Raw genomic sequence first — 16,603 nt, forward strand, 5'->3', positions numbered from 1 at the left:
GAGTATAAAAAATTATCAATATCAATAATTATAAGTACGTTTTGTAATGATAAATCCTAGCTGGCTTAAAACATTTTGCACCCTAGTAGATATAGGGCACTTTACCAAAACGGCTGAAGGGTTATTTATGACACAATCGGGTGTTAGTCAGCACATTAAAAAATTAGAACAACAACTTGATACGCCGCTACTTATTAGGGATGGAAAATCATTTTCATTAACCTCTGCGGGAGAAAAGCTGTATCAGCAAGGTAAATACTTACTCAATAGCTTAACTGAACTTGAAGCATCTATTAAATTAGATGAACCATTTTCAGGTACTGTAAAAATAGTTTCTCCTGGGAGCATAGGTTTAAAGTTATATCCCTACTTATTAAACATTCAACAGCAACACACAAGCTTAGTTATTGATTATACTTTTGGGCCTAACCGCGATATTGAAGAGAAAATAGCTGAGCGAAAAGTTGATATGGGTTTATTAACGCAGCTTAGCAAAACCCCAAATATAGTGTGTAAAAAAATAGCAGTAGAGCCCTTGGTTTTAGTTACCTCAAATAAGATAACCTCAATTAGTTGGCAGAAATTATTAGATTTAGGTTTTATTGTTCATCCTGATGCAGCTCATCATGCACAGTTACTATTAAGTAAAAATTTTGCTGCATTTGAACATATTGAACAATTTGAACGTAAAGGGTTCTCTAATCAAATAAGCTTGATTTTAGAACCCGTTAGCCGTGGGATCGGTTTTACAATTTTACCTTTACATGCAGTTAATGCTTTTCATAAACAACTTGATATTCGTATACATCAGCTTGAGCATTCTGTAGGTGAATCGTTATATCTTTGCCATAATCGACAATCTTTCGAAACTAAGCGAAATCACTATATAAAATCTATTATTTGCGAATTTATTAAAGAATGAAGTGATAATTATAAATGTACTAAAATTGACTGCTGATCTTCCTTACTCATATTACCTACCACTAACTTAAACGAATTATCAATCATGCGTTCAATTTCACCTTTCGGGATTGAGCCATCAAGAATAACCGTATTCCAATGGCGTTTATTCATATGGTATCCGGGAATAACCGAAGGAAATATATCGCGTAGCATAATTGCTTCTTCAGAGTCGCATTTTAAGTTAACGCAATAATGCCCTTCCATTTTGCTACCCACTTCTTTTTCAGTCCCCTTACCTAAAGAGAGTGTGGCAAACATTTTATGTTTTACGCGATAAACTTCTACATCATCACCAAATGGATGGTATAGAGCCGCTTCGGGTTTACTTAATAAATACTTTTTTACTTGCTCATTATTCACTTGTAACTCCTTTTGCAAAATTACTCTTAATACCAATTTATTAACGAAATTGGTATTAGGCACTTTAATAGCATCAATAGTAAGTCACTAGCGTTGGAATTGTTAATATATTTTTACCAAAACGTTTTAAACCAAGGTAAATACTCAAAAATACAAGCGTTATGACCGTCAAAATGATAAATGAATGTACGGGTGTTTGCACAAATGTAGCCACTTGGTATGTTGCTGCTGCTGATAAATAAGCCAAACTAAAACTCCACGAAGCGGCAAAAATAGCCCAACGTGTACCGACTTCATTCTTAATAGCTCCCATTGCTGCTGCACAAGGGGTATAAAGTAAAATAAAGAGTAAATAGCTAAATGCACCTATTTTACCCGCAAAAGCCGCTTGCATAATGGTGATTGTGCTTTCTTCTACGCCTTGCTCTTGAGCCGCAACATGTACATCAGAAACATCCCCAATATCGGTTCCAAGAGGATCATCGGCTTTAATTCCTTGCAAATTATCACTAATACTTGTTATTGCTTGCTGCCATAAATCGGTAAACGATTCTGGGCTTTCAGGATCGGTAGAAGGTGATGAATATAAACTATTAAACGTTGCCACTAACGCTTCTTTTGCAAATAGCCCTGTAATAATACCAACACTTGCTTGCCAGTTATCTTCTTTAACTCCCATTGGTGCTAACAACGGCGTTACAACTTGAGCACTTCGGCTTAATAGAGAGTCTTGCGTATCGTTATGACCAAATTCACCATCCGTTCCTAATGAATTAAAAAAGTTTAAAATACAAACCACAACTACAATGGTTTTACCTGCACCTAAAACAAAAGAGCGAGTTCTTTGCCATACTCGTTTGAATAAATATGACAATTTAGGCCATTCGTATAAAGGTAATTCCATAATGTTAATAGAATTACTCCCCATTAAAATGGTTTTTTTAAGCATCAAGCCTGTAAATAAAGCGGCAGCAATACCAATAAGATAAAGTAAAAAGACAATATTTTGACCTGAATCAGGAAAAAATGCGGCAGCAAATAAAGCATAAACCGGTAACCGCGCCCCACAAGACATAAACGGCGACATCATTACCGTGGTAATTCGTTCACGTTCGTTATCTAAAATACGCGCTGACATTACGGCAGGAACAGTACAACCAAACCCAACAATTAAGGGTACAAAAGCTTTACCGGGTAAACCAATTTTCTGCATAGCACTGTCTACTACAAAAGCAGCTCTGGCTAAATATCCGCTACTTTCTAATAAAGATAAGCCAATAAATAAACAAGCAATAACAGGGATAAAGGTGGCAACCGTTTGAATACCTAAACCAAGACCACCAATAATAGTTGTTAGCCAAGCAGGTAAATCGAAACTACTTAAAAAGTGAAGAGGATAATCTACAAATATTGCACCAGCTAAAATATCAAAAAAATCAATAAAGGCACTACCAACATTAATAGCAAACATGAACAATAAATACATCATGCCTAAAAAAAATGGCACACCAAGTACAGGATGCAACATCCAGCGGTCAACTTTATCACTAAAACTCGTGTTTTCTGTAGGTAATACCGTAACGTTAATTAATAACTCTTGAATAAAAGTATATCTTGCCTGCATAACAGCTAAAGCTTGTTTATCATTAGACTGGCACGATCCCCCATTAGAACAAGCTTTGCGCTCTAACGAGAGTGGAATATCTTTTTTATCTATTAATTCTTTAGCCAGCTCGTCAGGCAAGGTTAATACATGCTGCACTTGTCGCTTTTTAGGTAGATGTTGGAATACTTTTTTAAGTGCTCGCCCTGCATTTTTATCCGTACTATTTTCGCGAACTACCGGACAACCCAGTTGACTAGATAATTTATCTAAATCAATATTTTCAGCTTCTTTTCGATCACTTTTATTTAGCACTACCACCATAGGCAAGCCCAATTCAAGTAGCTGCGTTGTTAAATAAAGTTGGCGTTTAAGCTGAGTTACATCTACTACATTAATCAAACAATCAATGGATTGTTCTTTCAAAAAATTTTGAGTAATAGATAAATCTTGGCCTTGCTGATTACGCTGAGTAAGTGAACTAACGCCAGGTAAGTCAGTTAATAAGGTAGATTTCCCATTGAAATCGCACGTTTGTTGTTTTGATGCGACCGTTACACCAGTCCAATTACCGGTTTTTTGTTTCGCCCCAGTTAATGCATTAAATAATGTGCTTTTACCTGAATTGGCAAAACCCACTAATGCAAAGTTTTGTTCTATCATGTGTTTAATAACTCAATTTTTATTTGATTAGCAATATCACGTGGCAAACACATTTTTGTACCGTGTAAGTAAAAAGCAAGCGGACCATTAAAAGGTGCTTTATGCGCCAAAGAAATATTCGTTTTCAGGGCAAACCCCTGCTCAATAAGCTGCGCACTTAAAGTAAAATTATCAGGTAAAAAACAAATACGAGCTTGTTTATTAATGGGTAATTCAGATAGAGTCATATAAGCCACAAGTAAACGATAATAATTATCATTTGATAATACTAAAACGCAAGTAATGCTACAACTTAAAAAATAAATCCTTACAACTTATTTGAGCTAATCAACAATAAGCCATGTTGTACATCAAATAAAATCGTTATATTTAACGGGATAATGGATGACAATTAAATTTACAGTGGCACAATAGAAAAGAGATCAACGATAAGGATTATAAATGAAAGGTATTATCGCCTTACTACTTATAGCAACAAGCAGTATATGTAATGCAACAGAACAAGCAGAAGCTATTTTTAAACAACTTGCTCCTTCTTTATATCAAATTAGGTTAATTGACAAAGCTAGTGGTGAAAAGTCATCGATCGGTTCAGGTTTCCAAATTACAAGTGACGGTTTAATAGCAACCAATTATCATGTAATTTCAGGTTATGCACGTCACCCAAGTAAATACAGAATAGAGTATTTAGACAATAAGGGGAATAAAGGGGATCTCGAATTAAAAAGCGTAGAAGTTATTAACGATTTGGCTTTAGTAAAGCGTGACGTTTCTAGTGAAATGCCTTTCTTCGTTATTTCTGAATCAACCCCTACTAAAGGGGAAGAATTATTCTCGCTAGGTAATCCACACGATTTAGGCATGATAGTAGTACCGGGTACATACAACGGTTTAAAGAAAGAGTCGTTTAACGATCGCATTCATTTTACCGGCTCAGTAAACTCAGGTATGAGTGGCGGACCCGTTGTAAATGCTCAAACAGAAGTTGTAGGCATTAACGTGGCCACCTCTGGAAATCAAATTGGTTTTTTAGTACCACACGATAAACTAGTTACACTCTTTAATGCTTATAAAGTAGCGCCACCAGAAAATATAGAAAAACAAATGCTAGCGCAATTATCAACAAATCAAGAAAAGCTCATTTCAACAATACTCAACAGCGAATGGCAGCTAAAACAGCTTGGTGAAAGTTTGATCCCTACCGTTGATGTACCTTTTATTAAGTGTTGGGGTGACTCTAATGCCGATAAAGCAGATGCCCTTATTTTAACGGCTGTAGCTAACTGTACATTAGAAGAAAATACGTTCCTCTCCTCTAATTTTTTTACTGGTTTTTTAGAAATGGAATATAGATATATGCAGGCGAAAGAACTTAGTGAAACTAAGTTTTATACCTTGTACGAGCAACAAATTAAAAGAGCAGGCCCTGCAAATAAAGCAACAAAAGAAGATGTAACTGAGTTTCAGTGCCAACATGATATTGTAATGCCGACTCATAAAGGAATTAAAAACAAAACCATTTTTTGTACTAGAGCCTACAAAGATTTTTCTGGATTATTCGATATATTATATTTAGCCGCCTCTATTGATAAAAACGACCAAGCGTTATTGAGTCACTTTACGGTTGCCGGTGTTACTCAAGACTCAGCGATGAAGTTTACTAAGAAGTTTATGGAGTCTGTTACATGGAAATAATCATTGAAGAAATAAGTAAAGGCCACAAGCTAATTGGCAGACATAAGTTTTCTCAACCTTCTCTAAATATAGGCAGAGGTTACCAAAACGATATTATTATATCGGATCCTCATGTATGTGCTGATCATCTTAATTTCAATTTTGATGGCGAAGCATGGTTTGTATCTGACGCTGACACTATTAATGGAAGTTTTTTAGAAGACAGTAAACAGGTAATAAATAACCACAAGATTAAATCTGGTGATGTAATTTCATTAGGTAAGAGCCAAATACGTGTATTCTTTCCTAATCACCCTATTGAAGAAACTGCGACTTTTAGCCCATTTGAAAATTTAATTAATATCGCAAGGCACCCTGCAACCATAGCGTTTAGTATTGCATTATTTGCTTTTGTTACTGGTTTTATTTTTTACTTAAATAACGGCAAAGAAGTTACTTTTACACAATTGCTTGTTCCTGCCATAAGTATGACCTTGATGTTTGCTTTATGGCCTGCGGCTATTTCGGTTGTTTCACATTTAACAAAACATGATGCACGTATTACCAGCCAATTGGGTATTTGTTTTATCTTTTTCAATTTAATGTGGGTAAGTGACATTATTGAACGTTTTGTTCAGTTTAACGTATCAAGCCAATGGCCGTTAATGTGGCTAGTTTCAATTGTACCTATTGGCTTAGCTTTTTGTTTATTTTGGTTTAACTGTAGCATTGGTTTTCATACGACCGAACGCAGACGTATGGTTATTTCGATTGGACTAACTATTTTATTGTATGGCGGAACAGAATTAATTCAATTAAGTAAAAAGCCTGAGTTTAATCCGCGTCCGCAATACAACGCTACGCTAATGACGCCAAACTTTAATATAACATCTAGTTCAAGTGTTGATGAGTTTGTTGAAGATAGCACTAAGCTATTTGAAAAAGCGACTAAAGAGATAGATAAAGACTAAACAACGTTGCGAATTAGAAATTAAAAAGGCCACGTAAACTCAGTTTACGTGGCCTTTTTAATAAGCTTGAATAAAATCACTACGGGCGAGGAATAAAACCCACCGCTTCATAAACAGATTTAAGTACTGTTTGTGCATGTGCTGAAGCTTTTTCAGCCCCTTTACGCATAACCGAGTCTAAGAAGGCTTGGTCGTTTCTATACTGATGATACTTCTCTTGTATTGGCTCTAATAAAGCAACTACAGCCTCAGCAACATCGCCTTTTAAGTGACCATACATTTTATCAGTATATTCAGGTACTAAAGACTCAACGGTTTTACCTGTGCAGCAAGATAATAAAGATAGTAAGTTAGAAACACCTGGTTTTTCAGCAACGTCAAAATAAATATTCGCTTGTTCGTCAGAGTCAGTCATCGCTCGTTTGATTTTTTTCGCTACTTTTTTAGGTTCTTCAAGCAAGCCAATAAAATTGCTTGGATTGTTGTCTGATTTAGACATTTTTTTAGTCGGCTCTTGTAAGCTCATTACACGAGCACCAAATTCAGGAATGAATGGATCAGGTACTGTAAATATTTCACCGTGAATATTATTAAAGCGTGTTGCAATATCTCGCGCTAATTCTAAATGTTGTTTTTGATCATCGCCAACTGGCACTCTATCCGCTTTGTATAATAATATATCTGCAGCCATCAGTACTGGGTAAGTAAACAATCCTGAATTCATATGAGCTTCAGATTTTTGCGACTTATCTTTATACTGAGTCATTCTGTTTAACTCACCCATTTGAGTGTAACAATTAAGCACCCAACTCAGTTGTGCATGTTCTGGAACGTGCGATTGAATGAATATCGTGCTTTTATCAGGGTCAACGCCACAAGCTAAATATAACGCTAAGCCATCAAGGGTTGCTTTACGAAGTGCTTCAGGATCTGGACGAACAGTAATAGCATGTTGATTAACCAGCATATAAAAACATTCGTGGCTATCTTGCATATTAACCCACTGTTTTAAAGCCCCTAAATAATTACCAATAGTTAATTCACCTGACGGTTGGCAGCCACTTAATACAATAGGTTTACTCATGGTTTTCCTTTATTTATTCAATAATATTTATATTTACAAGTTATTACTTAACTGTTGATAACTCAGTTCGTAGTTCATCAATAGCTACTTTATAATCGGGTTGAGAGAAAATAGCGCTTCCAGCAACAAACATATCGGCACCCGCCGCTGCAATATCAGCAATGTTTTTGCTATTAACTCCACCATCTACTTCAAGCCTTATATCTCTACCGCTTTCAGTAATTTTTTGTTTAACGTGTTTAATTTTATCAATAGTAGTAGGTATAAATTTTTGCCCACCAAAACCAGGATTAACTGACATTAATAAAATAACGTCTACTTTATCCATAATATAATCTAAACAGTTTAAAGGCGTAGCTGGGTTTAACACTACACCGGCTTTACATCCTAAATCTTTTATTAACTGCAATGTTCTATCAACATGATCAGTTGCTTCTGGATGAAAAGTAATAATATCAGCTCCGGCTTTAACGAAAGCAGGAATTAAGCTATCAACTGGCTTAATCATTAAATGCACATCAATCGGTGCTTTAATACCAAATGTTCTTAATGCTTCACAAATCATTGGGCCAAAAGTTAAATTAGGAACAAAGTGATTATCCATAACATCAAAGTGGATCACATCTGCACCAGCATCTAATACTTCGGCAACATCATCGCCTAAACGCGCAAAGTCTGCCGATAGGATAGAGGGGGCAATTAAAAAAGACATAGATAAATCCTTCAAAGAAAATCAGCGCTACTTTATAACAAAGCTCATAATTTTTCCATTATTGATAATATTATTAATAAGTCTAGCTATTCCAATAATGTAATGGCTGTCATGAATACCTACAATCATCTTGAAGTAACAAAAGCTCACTTATGGTGCGCCATGCCACTATATCGCACCAAAAACGTTCACTTAGCAAATTATAATTGTATCAGACATAAAAATAAAACCATTAACACATTGATATTACTTACTTATTAACCAAATATAATATTTAGGCATTCATATTGCTTTGTAGTAAGTAAATAAAAACATTAGGGAACTAAACATGAAAAAAACACTTTTATCAATCGCACTTAGTGCAACAGTAGCAACTTCTGCATTTGTTTCTACACAAGCTTCAGCTGTTGAAGGTTTGTCTGCAAACGTTGCAGCGACTAACAATTACCTATGGCGTGGCCTTGAACAAACAGGTGGTTCAGCTGCTATTTCTGGCGGTATTGATTATGCTGCTGATTCTGGTTTTTACGTTGGTACTTGGGCGTCTAACGCTTCTTGGGGCGACATGAAAACTGAATTAGATTTTTATTTTGGCTTTGGTGGTGATATCAACGAAAATGTTTCGTACGATGTTGGGTATATTTATTATGCGTATCCAGATTCAGTTGCTGATGAAAATGATTTCTCAGAAATATATGCAAGCATATCTGCTGGTGGCTTTTCTTTTGGGGTTGCTGTATTAGCTGACTCAGAAGCTGGCGGAGACGGTGCTGAGTTTGGTGATTCTGTTTACGCTAATATTGATTACTCATTTGCTTTAGCAAGTGGTGCTGAAATAGCGTTACACGTGGGAGATTATAGTGGTGATTTTTCTACTGATTCTACAGACCTAGGTGTATCTATCAGCAAAGATGGCTTTACTTTAGGTGTTTCTAAAACTAGCTTTAGTGATGATAGCGGTCTTACTGATGAAGAAGATATGAAATTCTATGTCTCTTACGCGGTAGACTTTGATTTATAATCAAACTTCATAAGTCAAAAATAAATCAAAAAGCCTAAATAATTATTTAGGCTTTTTTTTCGCCTGCTTTTGCCCTATTCTAAAGTACCTAGATAAAAGGAATAACTTTATGAACATTAGTGAAAATAGTTTTAAAGATACCGCAAAAAGTGTAGGCGCAGCATTTCTAGGTGTTCAAAGTGAATCAAATAGAAAACGTGATTTTACTCAAGGTAAGTTTAGCCATTTTATTATAGCAGGTGTTATTGGAGTAGCTCTGTTTATAGGAGCCTTGTTATTAGTGGTATCATTTGTTTTACCTTAGCCTTTAATATCATTAGCTTTAGGTAAATGATATAAAGCGAGTAATTCAGACGCTTTTTTTCGTCCCCCACCTTTTTGGCTTATTGTACGAGCAACTTGGATAGATTTAATATTATTGGCGTGTTCGTAAATTTTTCTTGTCCAGATAGTGTCGTGATTACTAATCAGTACGCTAGTATTTACTTTCTTAATGATTTCTTCTGCTGCATTTGCTAAATCAGCTTGTTCATCCAAACCAAAACCATTACCTGAATAACTAGTAAAACTTGCTGTAGTACTTAATGGTACGTATGGGGGATCACAATAAATCACATCATTGTTTTCAGCATTATCTATGATAGATCGATATCCTTGGCAGACAAACTTAGCTTTAGCTGACTTTTCTGAAAAGTATTCAAGCTCTTCACGCGGAAAATATGGCTTTTTATACTTACCAAAAGGCACATTATAACCACCAGACTTGTTATAACGACACAGGCCATTGTAGCCATGTCTATTCATATATAAAAACAAGAGAGAACGGTAATATGTATCGTTAGTGCTATTAAACTCTCTTCTTAAGTGATAGTAAGCTTCTGCAACATTATTTGATTGATTAAATAACCGAGAGGCATCTTCAATAAACTTTACAGGGGTGTGCTGTACAATTTTATAGAGGTTAATTAAATCAGTATTAATATCATTGAGAAGATATTCGTCATAATCACTATTTAAAAAAACAGAACCAGCTCCAACAAAAGGCTCAATTAGGCGTTTTCCATCTGGTAATATTTTATTGATGGTGTCAGACAGCGTGTATTTACCACCAGCCCATTTAAGAAACGCTCTATGTTTAATTTTCATCTAAATATTTTTTATAACTAACACTGTCTAAGTGGGCAGGATTGTAACTAATTATCTAGGTTGTTGTATAGGTTGATTTCATTATTCACCGCTTGAACTGACTTTATCCAAGGCCCTCTTTGGCGAAGAGCTTGAGGCAATTCATTTATCGCAGTTTTCGCTTCTGCATTAGTGTTATATATACGTGTCGTCACTATATGAGAAACAGCTCCTTTTAATCGTCTTGAGTAACCATAAAGCTCGCTGTTTTTATAAGTATTGAGAAATGATTTAAATCCTGTGATTTTTTCAAAACTGGCTAATTGAATTACGTAACCTTTAGTGCTCTTTTGATAATAATCCTTATCATCATGACTTTCGTTTTTTTTACTGTCCTTAACGGCTAGTGCTGTGTTTATAACGACTTGAGCTGCTTCTTGATCAACTAATTTCAAAGTTTTATTCGCTAATAGACCGGTTTTATCTTCATTAGGCTCACTTAAAGACTCATTAATTTGAGTTGCGGCAAGAGTTTCATCACTTACATTTTTATCACTATTCACTTCATTTATGTTTTCATGAGCATTTGCTATTAATAATTGAAAAACTTCTTTAGGCGTTGCAACAATAGGCTTTATATCTTTATTTAATGAATTTGTTTCTAGTTTAGGAAGTTTTACTTCAACAAATTCTTTTTTGTATTCGTCTATATTAAGCGGTTCAGCTTCTAGTTCATTAATTTCTGTTGTATTGCTCTCAAAAATATCTCTCTTTATAAAAGCAACACTCAAAATAGCGGCACCAATAAGTAACGCGATAAGTATTAAAAAAAACTTACTAAAACCCCAAGCTGAGTCTTTTTTCAATAATGATGAATTAAGACCGATGAGTTGCCCATTTTCAGCCAATAAAATTGATACTTTGTTATCAAATAAGTGTTTATTTTCAGAAAGATTAATTGCGGCCTGAACCCTACCTAATAATAATACATTAATCGTTTTATTAAGCTTTTTAGCTATTTCAGCTAATTGGCAAAGTTCATGGGTAAGTTGTAAGGAAAGAGATTCAGCATTAGCAATAACAATGGTTATTGCTTCATTTTTAGCTTCAGATAACTTAATTACGTTAACAGAGAGAGGTTGTTCTGGATCAAATAAAGTATTACCAAATAATTGCTCGATAATGCGACATCTAATTTGTATATCATTTAATTTAGAAGAGATTGAAACAAAAGCAGCATTGTGCTCTTTAGATAATGAACCAAGAAATTCATTGCCAACATTAGCATAAACATCTGGATCATTATCAATAACAAGTACTGCATGTTTAGAGAATCGTAAAATATAGTCTATGCGTGCGTTGACACTTATTGTTGTAACACTTTGACGTTCATCGAACGATTTTATTGTACTTTCAACTGAAGACATACCATTCTCTTAAACTATGTTCGCTAAACCGCGTTCATTATTACAGTATTTCTTTAAGAAGGTCCTCTGTAATATCATCACGGATCTCTGATTTACCAATGCCAGTTGGAATAATAAATCTTAACTTACCTGCTAAATTCTTTTTATCACGCTTCATATGACAAATAAATTCGTTAAAACCCATATTACTTGGTGCAGTTAATGGTAAGTTGAATGCTTCGATTAACGCTTCTACGCGTCGTAAATCTGACACTTCGAATACATTAAGCTTAACAGCTAATTTAGCAGCAAGTACCATACCAGTAGCTACAGCTTCACCGTGAAGCCACTTGCCGTAACCTTGATCTGCTTCAATTGCATGACCAAAGGTATGGCCTAAGTTTAAAAGGGCTCTTATACCACCTTCTTTTTCATCAGCCGAGACAATATCTGCTTTTAGCTGACAACAAGTTTCTATCATCTTACTTAAGGTTTTAGGTTCGCCAGATTTAATTTGGTCAATATTCTTTTCTAACCAAACAAAAAAGTCATAATCTCCCAAAATACCATACTTAATAACCTCAGCCATACCGGCATTAAATTCACGCTTAGGTAAGGTAGTTAAAGTATTTATATCAATAAAAACAGATGTGGGCTGATAAAAAGCACCTATCATATTTTTACCTAACGGATGATTAACCGCCGTTTTACCACCAACCGATGAATCAACCTGAGATAAAAGCGTTGTGGGTATCTGAATGAAATCGATGCCACGCTGATAACAAGCTGCAGCAAACCCTGTTATATCTCCAATTACACCGCCACCCAAGGCAATAAGAGTAGTATCTCTGCCATGTGCGCTCGATAATAAGTGAGACATAATCACGTCAAAATTAGCTAAGCTTTTTTGTGATTCGCCATCAGGAAGGATAACTTCATCAATATCAAAATCTTTTAAAGAATCTTTTAATAATGATAAATAAAGAGGTTGTACTACTGTATTAGATACAATACACACACGATTACCACGAATGTGATCAGACACAAGGCTACTAGAAGATAGTAGCCCTTTGTCTATATATATTGGATAACTACGTGTATCTAATTCAACATGAAGAATAGTCATGAGTTAAATACAACTTAGAAATCTAAGCGCTCCATAATTTTATGAGCAACCACTTTTGCACTTTGATCATCTGTTTGAACAATTACATCAGCAATCTCTTCATAAAGAGGATTACGTTTAACTGCTAGATTTTCAAGTACGTCACGTGGCTCTTCTTCAGTTTGAAGTAACGGACGTCGTCTATCACGTTGAGTACGAGCAACTTGTTTATCTATTGTTGTTTCTAAATATACAACAATACCACGTGCTGATAAGCGATTACGTACCTGAGCACTAATCACTGAACCACCACCAGTTGCTAAAACAATACCTTGCTTTTCAGTTAAATCTTCAATTACAGACTCTTCTCTTAGACGGAATCCCTCTTCACCTTCGAGATCAAAAACCCAAGCAATATCGGCACCTGTACGACGTTCAATTTCTTGATCTGAATCGTAAAAATCTAGGTGTAATCTATCTGCTAATTCTCTACCAATGGTACTTTTACCGGCGCCCATAGGGCCCACAAGGAAAATATTACGTTTCTCTGCCATTAGACTAACTTTAACTCATTAAATATCAATTATGTAAAATAGGGTATATCTGGAAACCCCCAACGAAAATTTCAAGGGCGCAATTATCGCAATTCTTCTATGTAAAATGCAAGTAAGTGAGGAGAAAAGTCCTCACTTACTTGAAAATAGTTAAAAACGCTCTGTTACTATGCGTGGAGTAACAAATATAAGTAACTCTTTTTTCTCACTAAAGTTGTTAGTATTTCTAAATAACCAACCAAAATAAGGAATATCACCAAGTACTGGTACTTTAGATACAGAATTAATGATAGATTGTTGGTAAATACCACCTAAAACAATGGTTTCACCGTTATTTACCAACACTTGTGTTCCTATACGCTGTGTATCTATGGCAGGAGCAAAACCATTAGTTACCTCAGATACCGTATCTTGAGTCACTCGTAAATCAAGTATTATACGATCGTCTGGTGTTATATGCGGGGTAACCGTTAAGCTTAACACTGCTTTTTTGAAAGACACTGCTGTAGCTCCACTTGAAGCAGCTTGTTGATATGGAATTTCAACACCTTGCTCAATATAAGCTTCTTTTTGATTGGACGTAGTAATACGCGGACTAGCAATAATTTCACCTTTGTTCTCTTTCTCTAATGCGCTTAACTCAAGATCTAAAATTGTACCATTGGCTAATCGAGCAACTTGAAAAGCAAGGCTACCTGCCGCACCACTAACAGGCATATTAACATTTAATCTTTGACCTATATCTGGAATTGCTCCTGTTCCTACTGGTGTTTGTGATAAGCCATTAGCATCATCAAGTCCATCTATTGTTCCTGATGTAGCATAATCACCACCTGCATCAGTAACTCCCCAACGTATTCCTAATTGTTCATTTAAATTATCTTTTACTGTAACCATACGAGCTTCAATCACCACTTGACGAACTGGGATATCTAACACGGTCACCATTCTTTTAATATCTTCAATACTTTTTGCTGTATCGCGTATTAATAAAGTATTTGTTCTTTCATCAACACTTACACTTCCGCGTTCAGATAAGATGCTATTATCATCCGTCTTAACTAAATCAGCTAATTCACTAGCCTTAGCGTAATTAACTTGTACGTATTCAGAATATAAAGGAGCTAACTCTTCTACTTGTTGTAAAGCCTGTAAATCTCGTGCTTCACGAGCAGCAAGTTCATCGCTAGGAGCAACCATTAAAATGTTACCTTCCATGCGCTTATCTAAGCCTTTAACTTTTAGTATAATATCTAACGCTTGGTCCCATGGAACACCATCAAGTCGTAAAGTAATATTGCCTGCAACAGTGTCACTTGTGACTAAGTTAAAACCATTATAATCAGCTATAATTTGTAGAACTGTTCTTACAGGAATATCTTGAAAGTTTAATGAAATCGCTTTACCTGTAAAATCATCACTATCCCCCAAGTAACCAGGAACTTTAACTTTCTCAGCAACCGTTAATGAAAATAAATTATTTAATTGCTGATGTTTAAAAGTAAATTCGCCATCAATATCTATAACTAAACGGGCATTTCTACCTTCTTTAAATGTTTCAATACCAGCTACTATAGTACCAAAGTCAGTTACATCTAATTGATATAAGAGATCTTCCGAAATATCAGTATTATGAAACTCGACATATAACTTACCTAATTTATCACTCACATCAACCGCCACCATACTATCAGCTAAATCGACTAAGATTTGGGCTTCATTACTTTGCCCTTTTCTAAAATCTATTGATTGAAAGTGATTAATAAAATCTTTACCTATATCAGGTAATTTAGACATTGATGAATTTTTCAGGTTTTTATTAAGAACTAATGAAAACTCATTATCAACTTGCGATACATCAAAAATTGATAGCTTATCCATATGGATTGATGCAACTACTTTTCCTGATAATTTCTGTACCGTAATATTTTTAATGCCAGCATGTTCAATAAGTGTATTTTCTAATTTCAAATCAAAATCTTCAGCACTGAATGTTATATCAATACTAGCGGGATTCATCATGGTTTTAACTTCTGGCTGAATATCAATTGACTCTGACAACTCAAAAGTAAGTTTAATTTCTTCATTTTGCATGGTGTTATAACTTACACCAGTTAAGCTTGAAGAAAACCCTAGGTTTGAGAACAAAAGTACAAATACTGAGAAGATAAATTTCATATTTAATGATTTATAGTTTAATAATTTATTTTTTTTCATTTTATTTAATAGCAACATTACTTCCTTTGCCCCTCTGAATCCGATTCCGACATTGTAATAACAGTATCTCTTTCTGCCCAACAACCTGCACCATCAGGGACTAATTCAACAACTGCAACATGTTTTTGGTTAACTTCTGTGATTTTTCCATTAAACAATCCAACATAACTACCTACAGAAACACGATGTAATGTAGCGTCGGATGCTTCAACTAAGCCCCATGTAATACCTAATTCACCTAGTGTACCACGCATAGTTAAATCACTAATTGCAAATTTTTCAAGTGGTTGCTTTCTCCGACGAGGATCAGGGCTCAAACAACCAGACATTTGTTGCATCTTTTCTTGAATAACTTCAGGCTGAGGTAAATCGAAAGGGCTACGTAAATCTTGAGCTTCGTAATCAAAGTGATTAAATACCCGAACTTCAGGCATAGGTTCAATATGAGTTTTTGTATTTGCTTGTACTGAAGCAATATGAGCTCTAATATCACTAGTATCATTAAAACAACCAGTCAAAACCAACGGTAGTAAAAAAATTAATTTTTTCATTCTTCTTCCGCCTCCCTATAACGATACGTTTTAGCTTGTAATTTGAGCGTTAAATCACCGGCCGTATCTTTAATAAAATTAATATCAAAATTATGTAAAGTTACGATTCTTGGTAAGCCTGCTATTTTACTCACAAAATTACCAAATTCATGATAATTACCTTGAACTTCAATATCGATAGGAAGCTCAATATAAATCTCTTTAGTAATTTCAGGCTGCCAATTTAATTTAGCAAAATTTAATCCACTTGTTGTACCAACAAAGGTTATATCATCTAATAAACCTGGTGTTTCATGACTTTCAGGTAAGCTTTTGAGCTGGTTTGCAAACAGTATTTCAGCTTGCTTCATTTGCTCTTGAAACAATTCTAAGTTTGCCGCTACGTGATACTTAGCTCTATATTCTTCTCTTAACGTTAATTCTTGAGCTTGTACGCTTTTGAGGGTGTCCATTTTATCACTAATTAAACCAACATAACCTAAAACTAACACCATCAAACCTATAAAAATAGTTAACACTATTTTAGGTAAAATGGGCCACTCGCCTATGTTATCAACTTCTAAATCATTAAACTGAGAAAAATCTAATTCCATA

The 16,603-nt window shown here is 35.0% G+C and carries 17 protein-coding genes; 5 read left to right on the forward strand and 12 right to left on the reverse strand.

Annotated features, from left to right (window positions below):
* Positions 1 to 46: 46 nt before the first annotated feature.
* On the forward strand, positions 47 to 922 hold the full coding sequence (locus tag ACM9HF_RS12295) for a LysR family transcriptional regulator (RefSeq protein WP_473608664.1): 876 nt from the start codon (positions 47 to 49) through the stop codon (positions 920 to 922).
* A gap of 8 nt (positions 923 to 930) precedes the next feature.
* Here ACM9HF_RS12295 and ACM9HF_RS12300 read toward each other — a convergent pair whose 3' ends face one another.
* The 3 genes from ACM9HF_RS12300 to ACM9HF_RS12310 form a co-directional block, all read right to left on the reverse strand.
* Entirely contained in the window at positions 931 to 1,323 is a 393-nt protein-coding gene (locus ACM9HF_RS12300) for an MmcQ/YjbR family DNA-binding protein (RefSeq protein ID WP_473608667.1), read from the reverse strand.
* Between the two features lie 73 nt (positions 1,324 to 1,396).
* On the reverse strand, positions 1,397 to 3,589 hold the full coding sequence (feoB, locus tag ACM9HF_RS12305; RefSeq protein WP_473608671.1) for a ferrous iron transport protein B: 2,193 nt from the start codon (positions 3,587 to 3,589) through the stop codon (positions 1,397 to 1,399).
* Positions 3,586 to 3,816, reverse strand: a complete 231-nt coding sequence (locus ACM9HF_RS12310) for a FeoA family protein (protein WP_473608675.1) — start codon at positions 3,814 to 3,816, stop codon at positions 3,586 to 3,588. Before ACM9HF_RS12310 ends, feoB begins: the two co-directional genes overlap by 4 nt.
* Before the next feature lie 214 nt (positions 3,817 to 4,030).
* Between ACM9HF_RS12310 and ACM9HF_RS12315 the strand changes: the two genes are divergently transcribed.
* Positions 4,031 to 5,284 carry a S1 family peptidase gene (locus ACM9HF_RS12315; protein ID WP_473608679.1) on the forward strand — a complete coding sequence of 418 codons (1,254 nt, stop codon included), beginning with the start codon at positions 4,031 to 4,033 and terminating at the stop codon, positions 5,282 to 5,284.
* The gene (locus tag ACM9HF_RS12320; protein ID WP_473608683.1) at positions 5,275 to 6,234 is read left to right on the forward strand and encodes an FHA domain-containing protein; all 960 of its coding nucleotides are present in this window, start codon (positions 5,275 to 5,277) and stop codon (positions 6,232 to 6,234) included. Before ACM9HF_RS12315 ends, ACM9HF_RS12320 begins: the two co-directional genes overlap by 10 nt.
* A gap of 79 nt (positions 6,235 to 6,313) precedes the next feature.
* Here the strand turns inward: ACM9HF_RS12320 and trpS are convergent, their stop codons facing one another.
* Positions 6,314 to 7,318 (reverse strand): tryptophan--tRNA ligase, encoded by a 1,005-nt coding sequence (gene trpS / locus ACM9HF_RS12325; RefSeq protein WP_473608686.1) that lies wholly within the window; start codon positions 7,316 to 7,318, stop codon positions 6,314 to 6,316.
* A 43-nt stretch (positions 7,319 to 7,361) separates the two neighbouring features.
* Entirely contained in the window at positions 7,362 to 8,030 is a 669-nt protein-coding gene (gene rpe / locus ACM9HF_RS12330) for a ribulose-phosphate 3-epimerase (protein ID WP_473608689.1), read from the reverse strand.
* 328 nt (positions 8,031 to 8,358) lie between these two features.
* Here rpe and ACM9HF_RS12335 point away from each other — a divergent pair, with 328 nt between their 5' ends.
* Together ACM9HF_RS12335 and ACM9HF_RS12340 are read left to right on the forward strand one after the other, a co-directional pair.
* Positions 8,359 to 9,051: a TorF family putative porin gene (locus tag ACM9HF_RS12335; protein ID WP_473608691.1), complete on the forward strand. Its 693-nt coding sequence runs from the start codon at positions 8,359 to 8,361 to the stop codon at positions 9,049 to 9,051.
* A gap of 109 nt (positions 9,052 to 9,160) precedes the next feature.
* Positions 9,161 to 9,355, forward strand: coding sequence for a DUF2970 domain-containing protein (locus ACM9HF_RS12340; protein WP_473608693.1), 195 nt, complete (start codon positions 9,161 to 9,163; stop codon positions 9,353 to 9,355).
* On the opposite strand, the gene ACM9HF_RS12345 is transcribed toward ACM9HF_RS12340, so the two are convergent.
* The 7 genes from ACM9HF_RS12345 to ACM9HF_RS12375 form a co-directional block, all read right to left on the reverse strand.
* Positions 9,352 to 10,197 (reverse strand): Dam family site-specific DNA-(adenine-N6)-methyltransferase, encoded by an 846-nt coding sequence (locus ACM9HF_RS12345; RefSeq protein ID WP_473608697.1) that lies wholly within the window; start codon positions 10,195 to 10,197, stop codon positions 9,352 to 9,354. The two genes, ACM9HF_RS12340 and ACM9HF_RS12345, sit on opposite strands and share 4 nt — an antisense overlap.
* A 47-nt stretch (positions 10,198 to 10,244) precedes the next feature.
* Positions 10,245 to 11,603: an SPOR domain-containing protein gene (locus ACM9HF_RS12350; RefSeq protein WP_473608701.1), complete on the reverse strand. Its 1,359-nt coding sequence runs from the start codon at positions 11,601 to 11,603 to the stop codon at positions 10,245 to 10,247.
* Between the two features lie 40 nt (positions 11,604 to 11,643).
* Positions 11,644 to 12,708, reverse strand: coding sequence for a 3-dehydroquinate synthase (gene aroB / locus ACM9HF_RS12355; RefSeq protein ID WP_473608705.1), 1,065 nt, complete (start codon positions 12,706 to 12,708; stop codon positions 11,644 to 11,646).
* 14 nt (positions 12,709 to 12,722) lie between these two features.
* Entirely contained in the window at positions 12,723 to 13,241 is a 519-nt protein-coding gene (gene aroK / locus ACM9HF_RS12360; protein ID WP_473608707.1) for a shikimate kinase AroK, read from the reverse strand.
* Positions 13,242 to 13,391: 150 nt separating this feature from the next.
* The gene (locus ACM9HF_RS12365) at positions 13,392 to 15,476 is read right to left on the reverse strand and encodes a type IV pilus secretin PilQ (RefSeq protein ID WP_473608711.1); all 2,085 of its coding nucleotides are present in this window, start codon (positions 15,474 to 15,476) and stop codon (positions 13,392 to 13,394) included.
* A complete protein-coding gene (locus ACM9HF_RS12370) occupies positions 15,476 to 16,009 on the reverse strand; it encodes a pilus assembly protein PilP (protein ID WP_473608715.1) in 534 nt (177 codons plus the stop codon). The genes ACM9HF_RS12365 and ACM9HF_RS12370 overlap by 1 nt, the downstream gene beginning before the upstream one ends.
* Positions 16,006 to 16,602 (reverse strand): type IV pilus inner membrane component PilO, encoded by a 597-nt coding sequence (locus ACM9HF_RS12375; protein ID WP_473608718.1) that lies wholly within the window; start codon positions 16,600 to 16,602, stop codon positions 16,006 to 16,008. Before ACM9HF_RS12375 ends, ACM9HF_RS12370 begins: the two co-directional genes overlap by 4 nt.
* Position 16,603: the final 1 nt, after the last annotated feature.

Source organism: Colwellia sp. RE-S-Sl-9 (assembly GCF_048296855.1).
Classification (GTDB): domain Bacteria; phylum Pseudomonadota; class Gammaproteobacteria; order Enterobacterales; family Alteromonadaceae; genus Pseudocolwellia.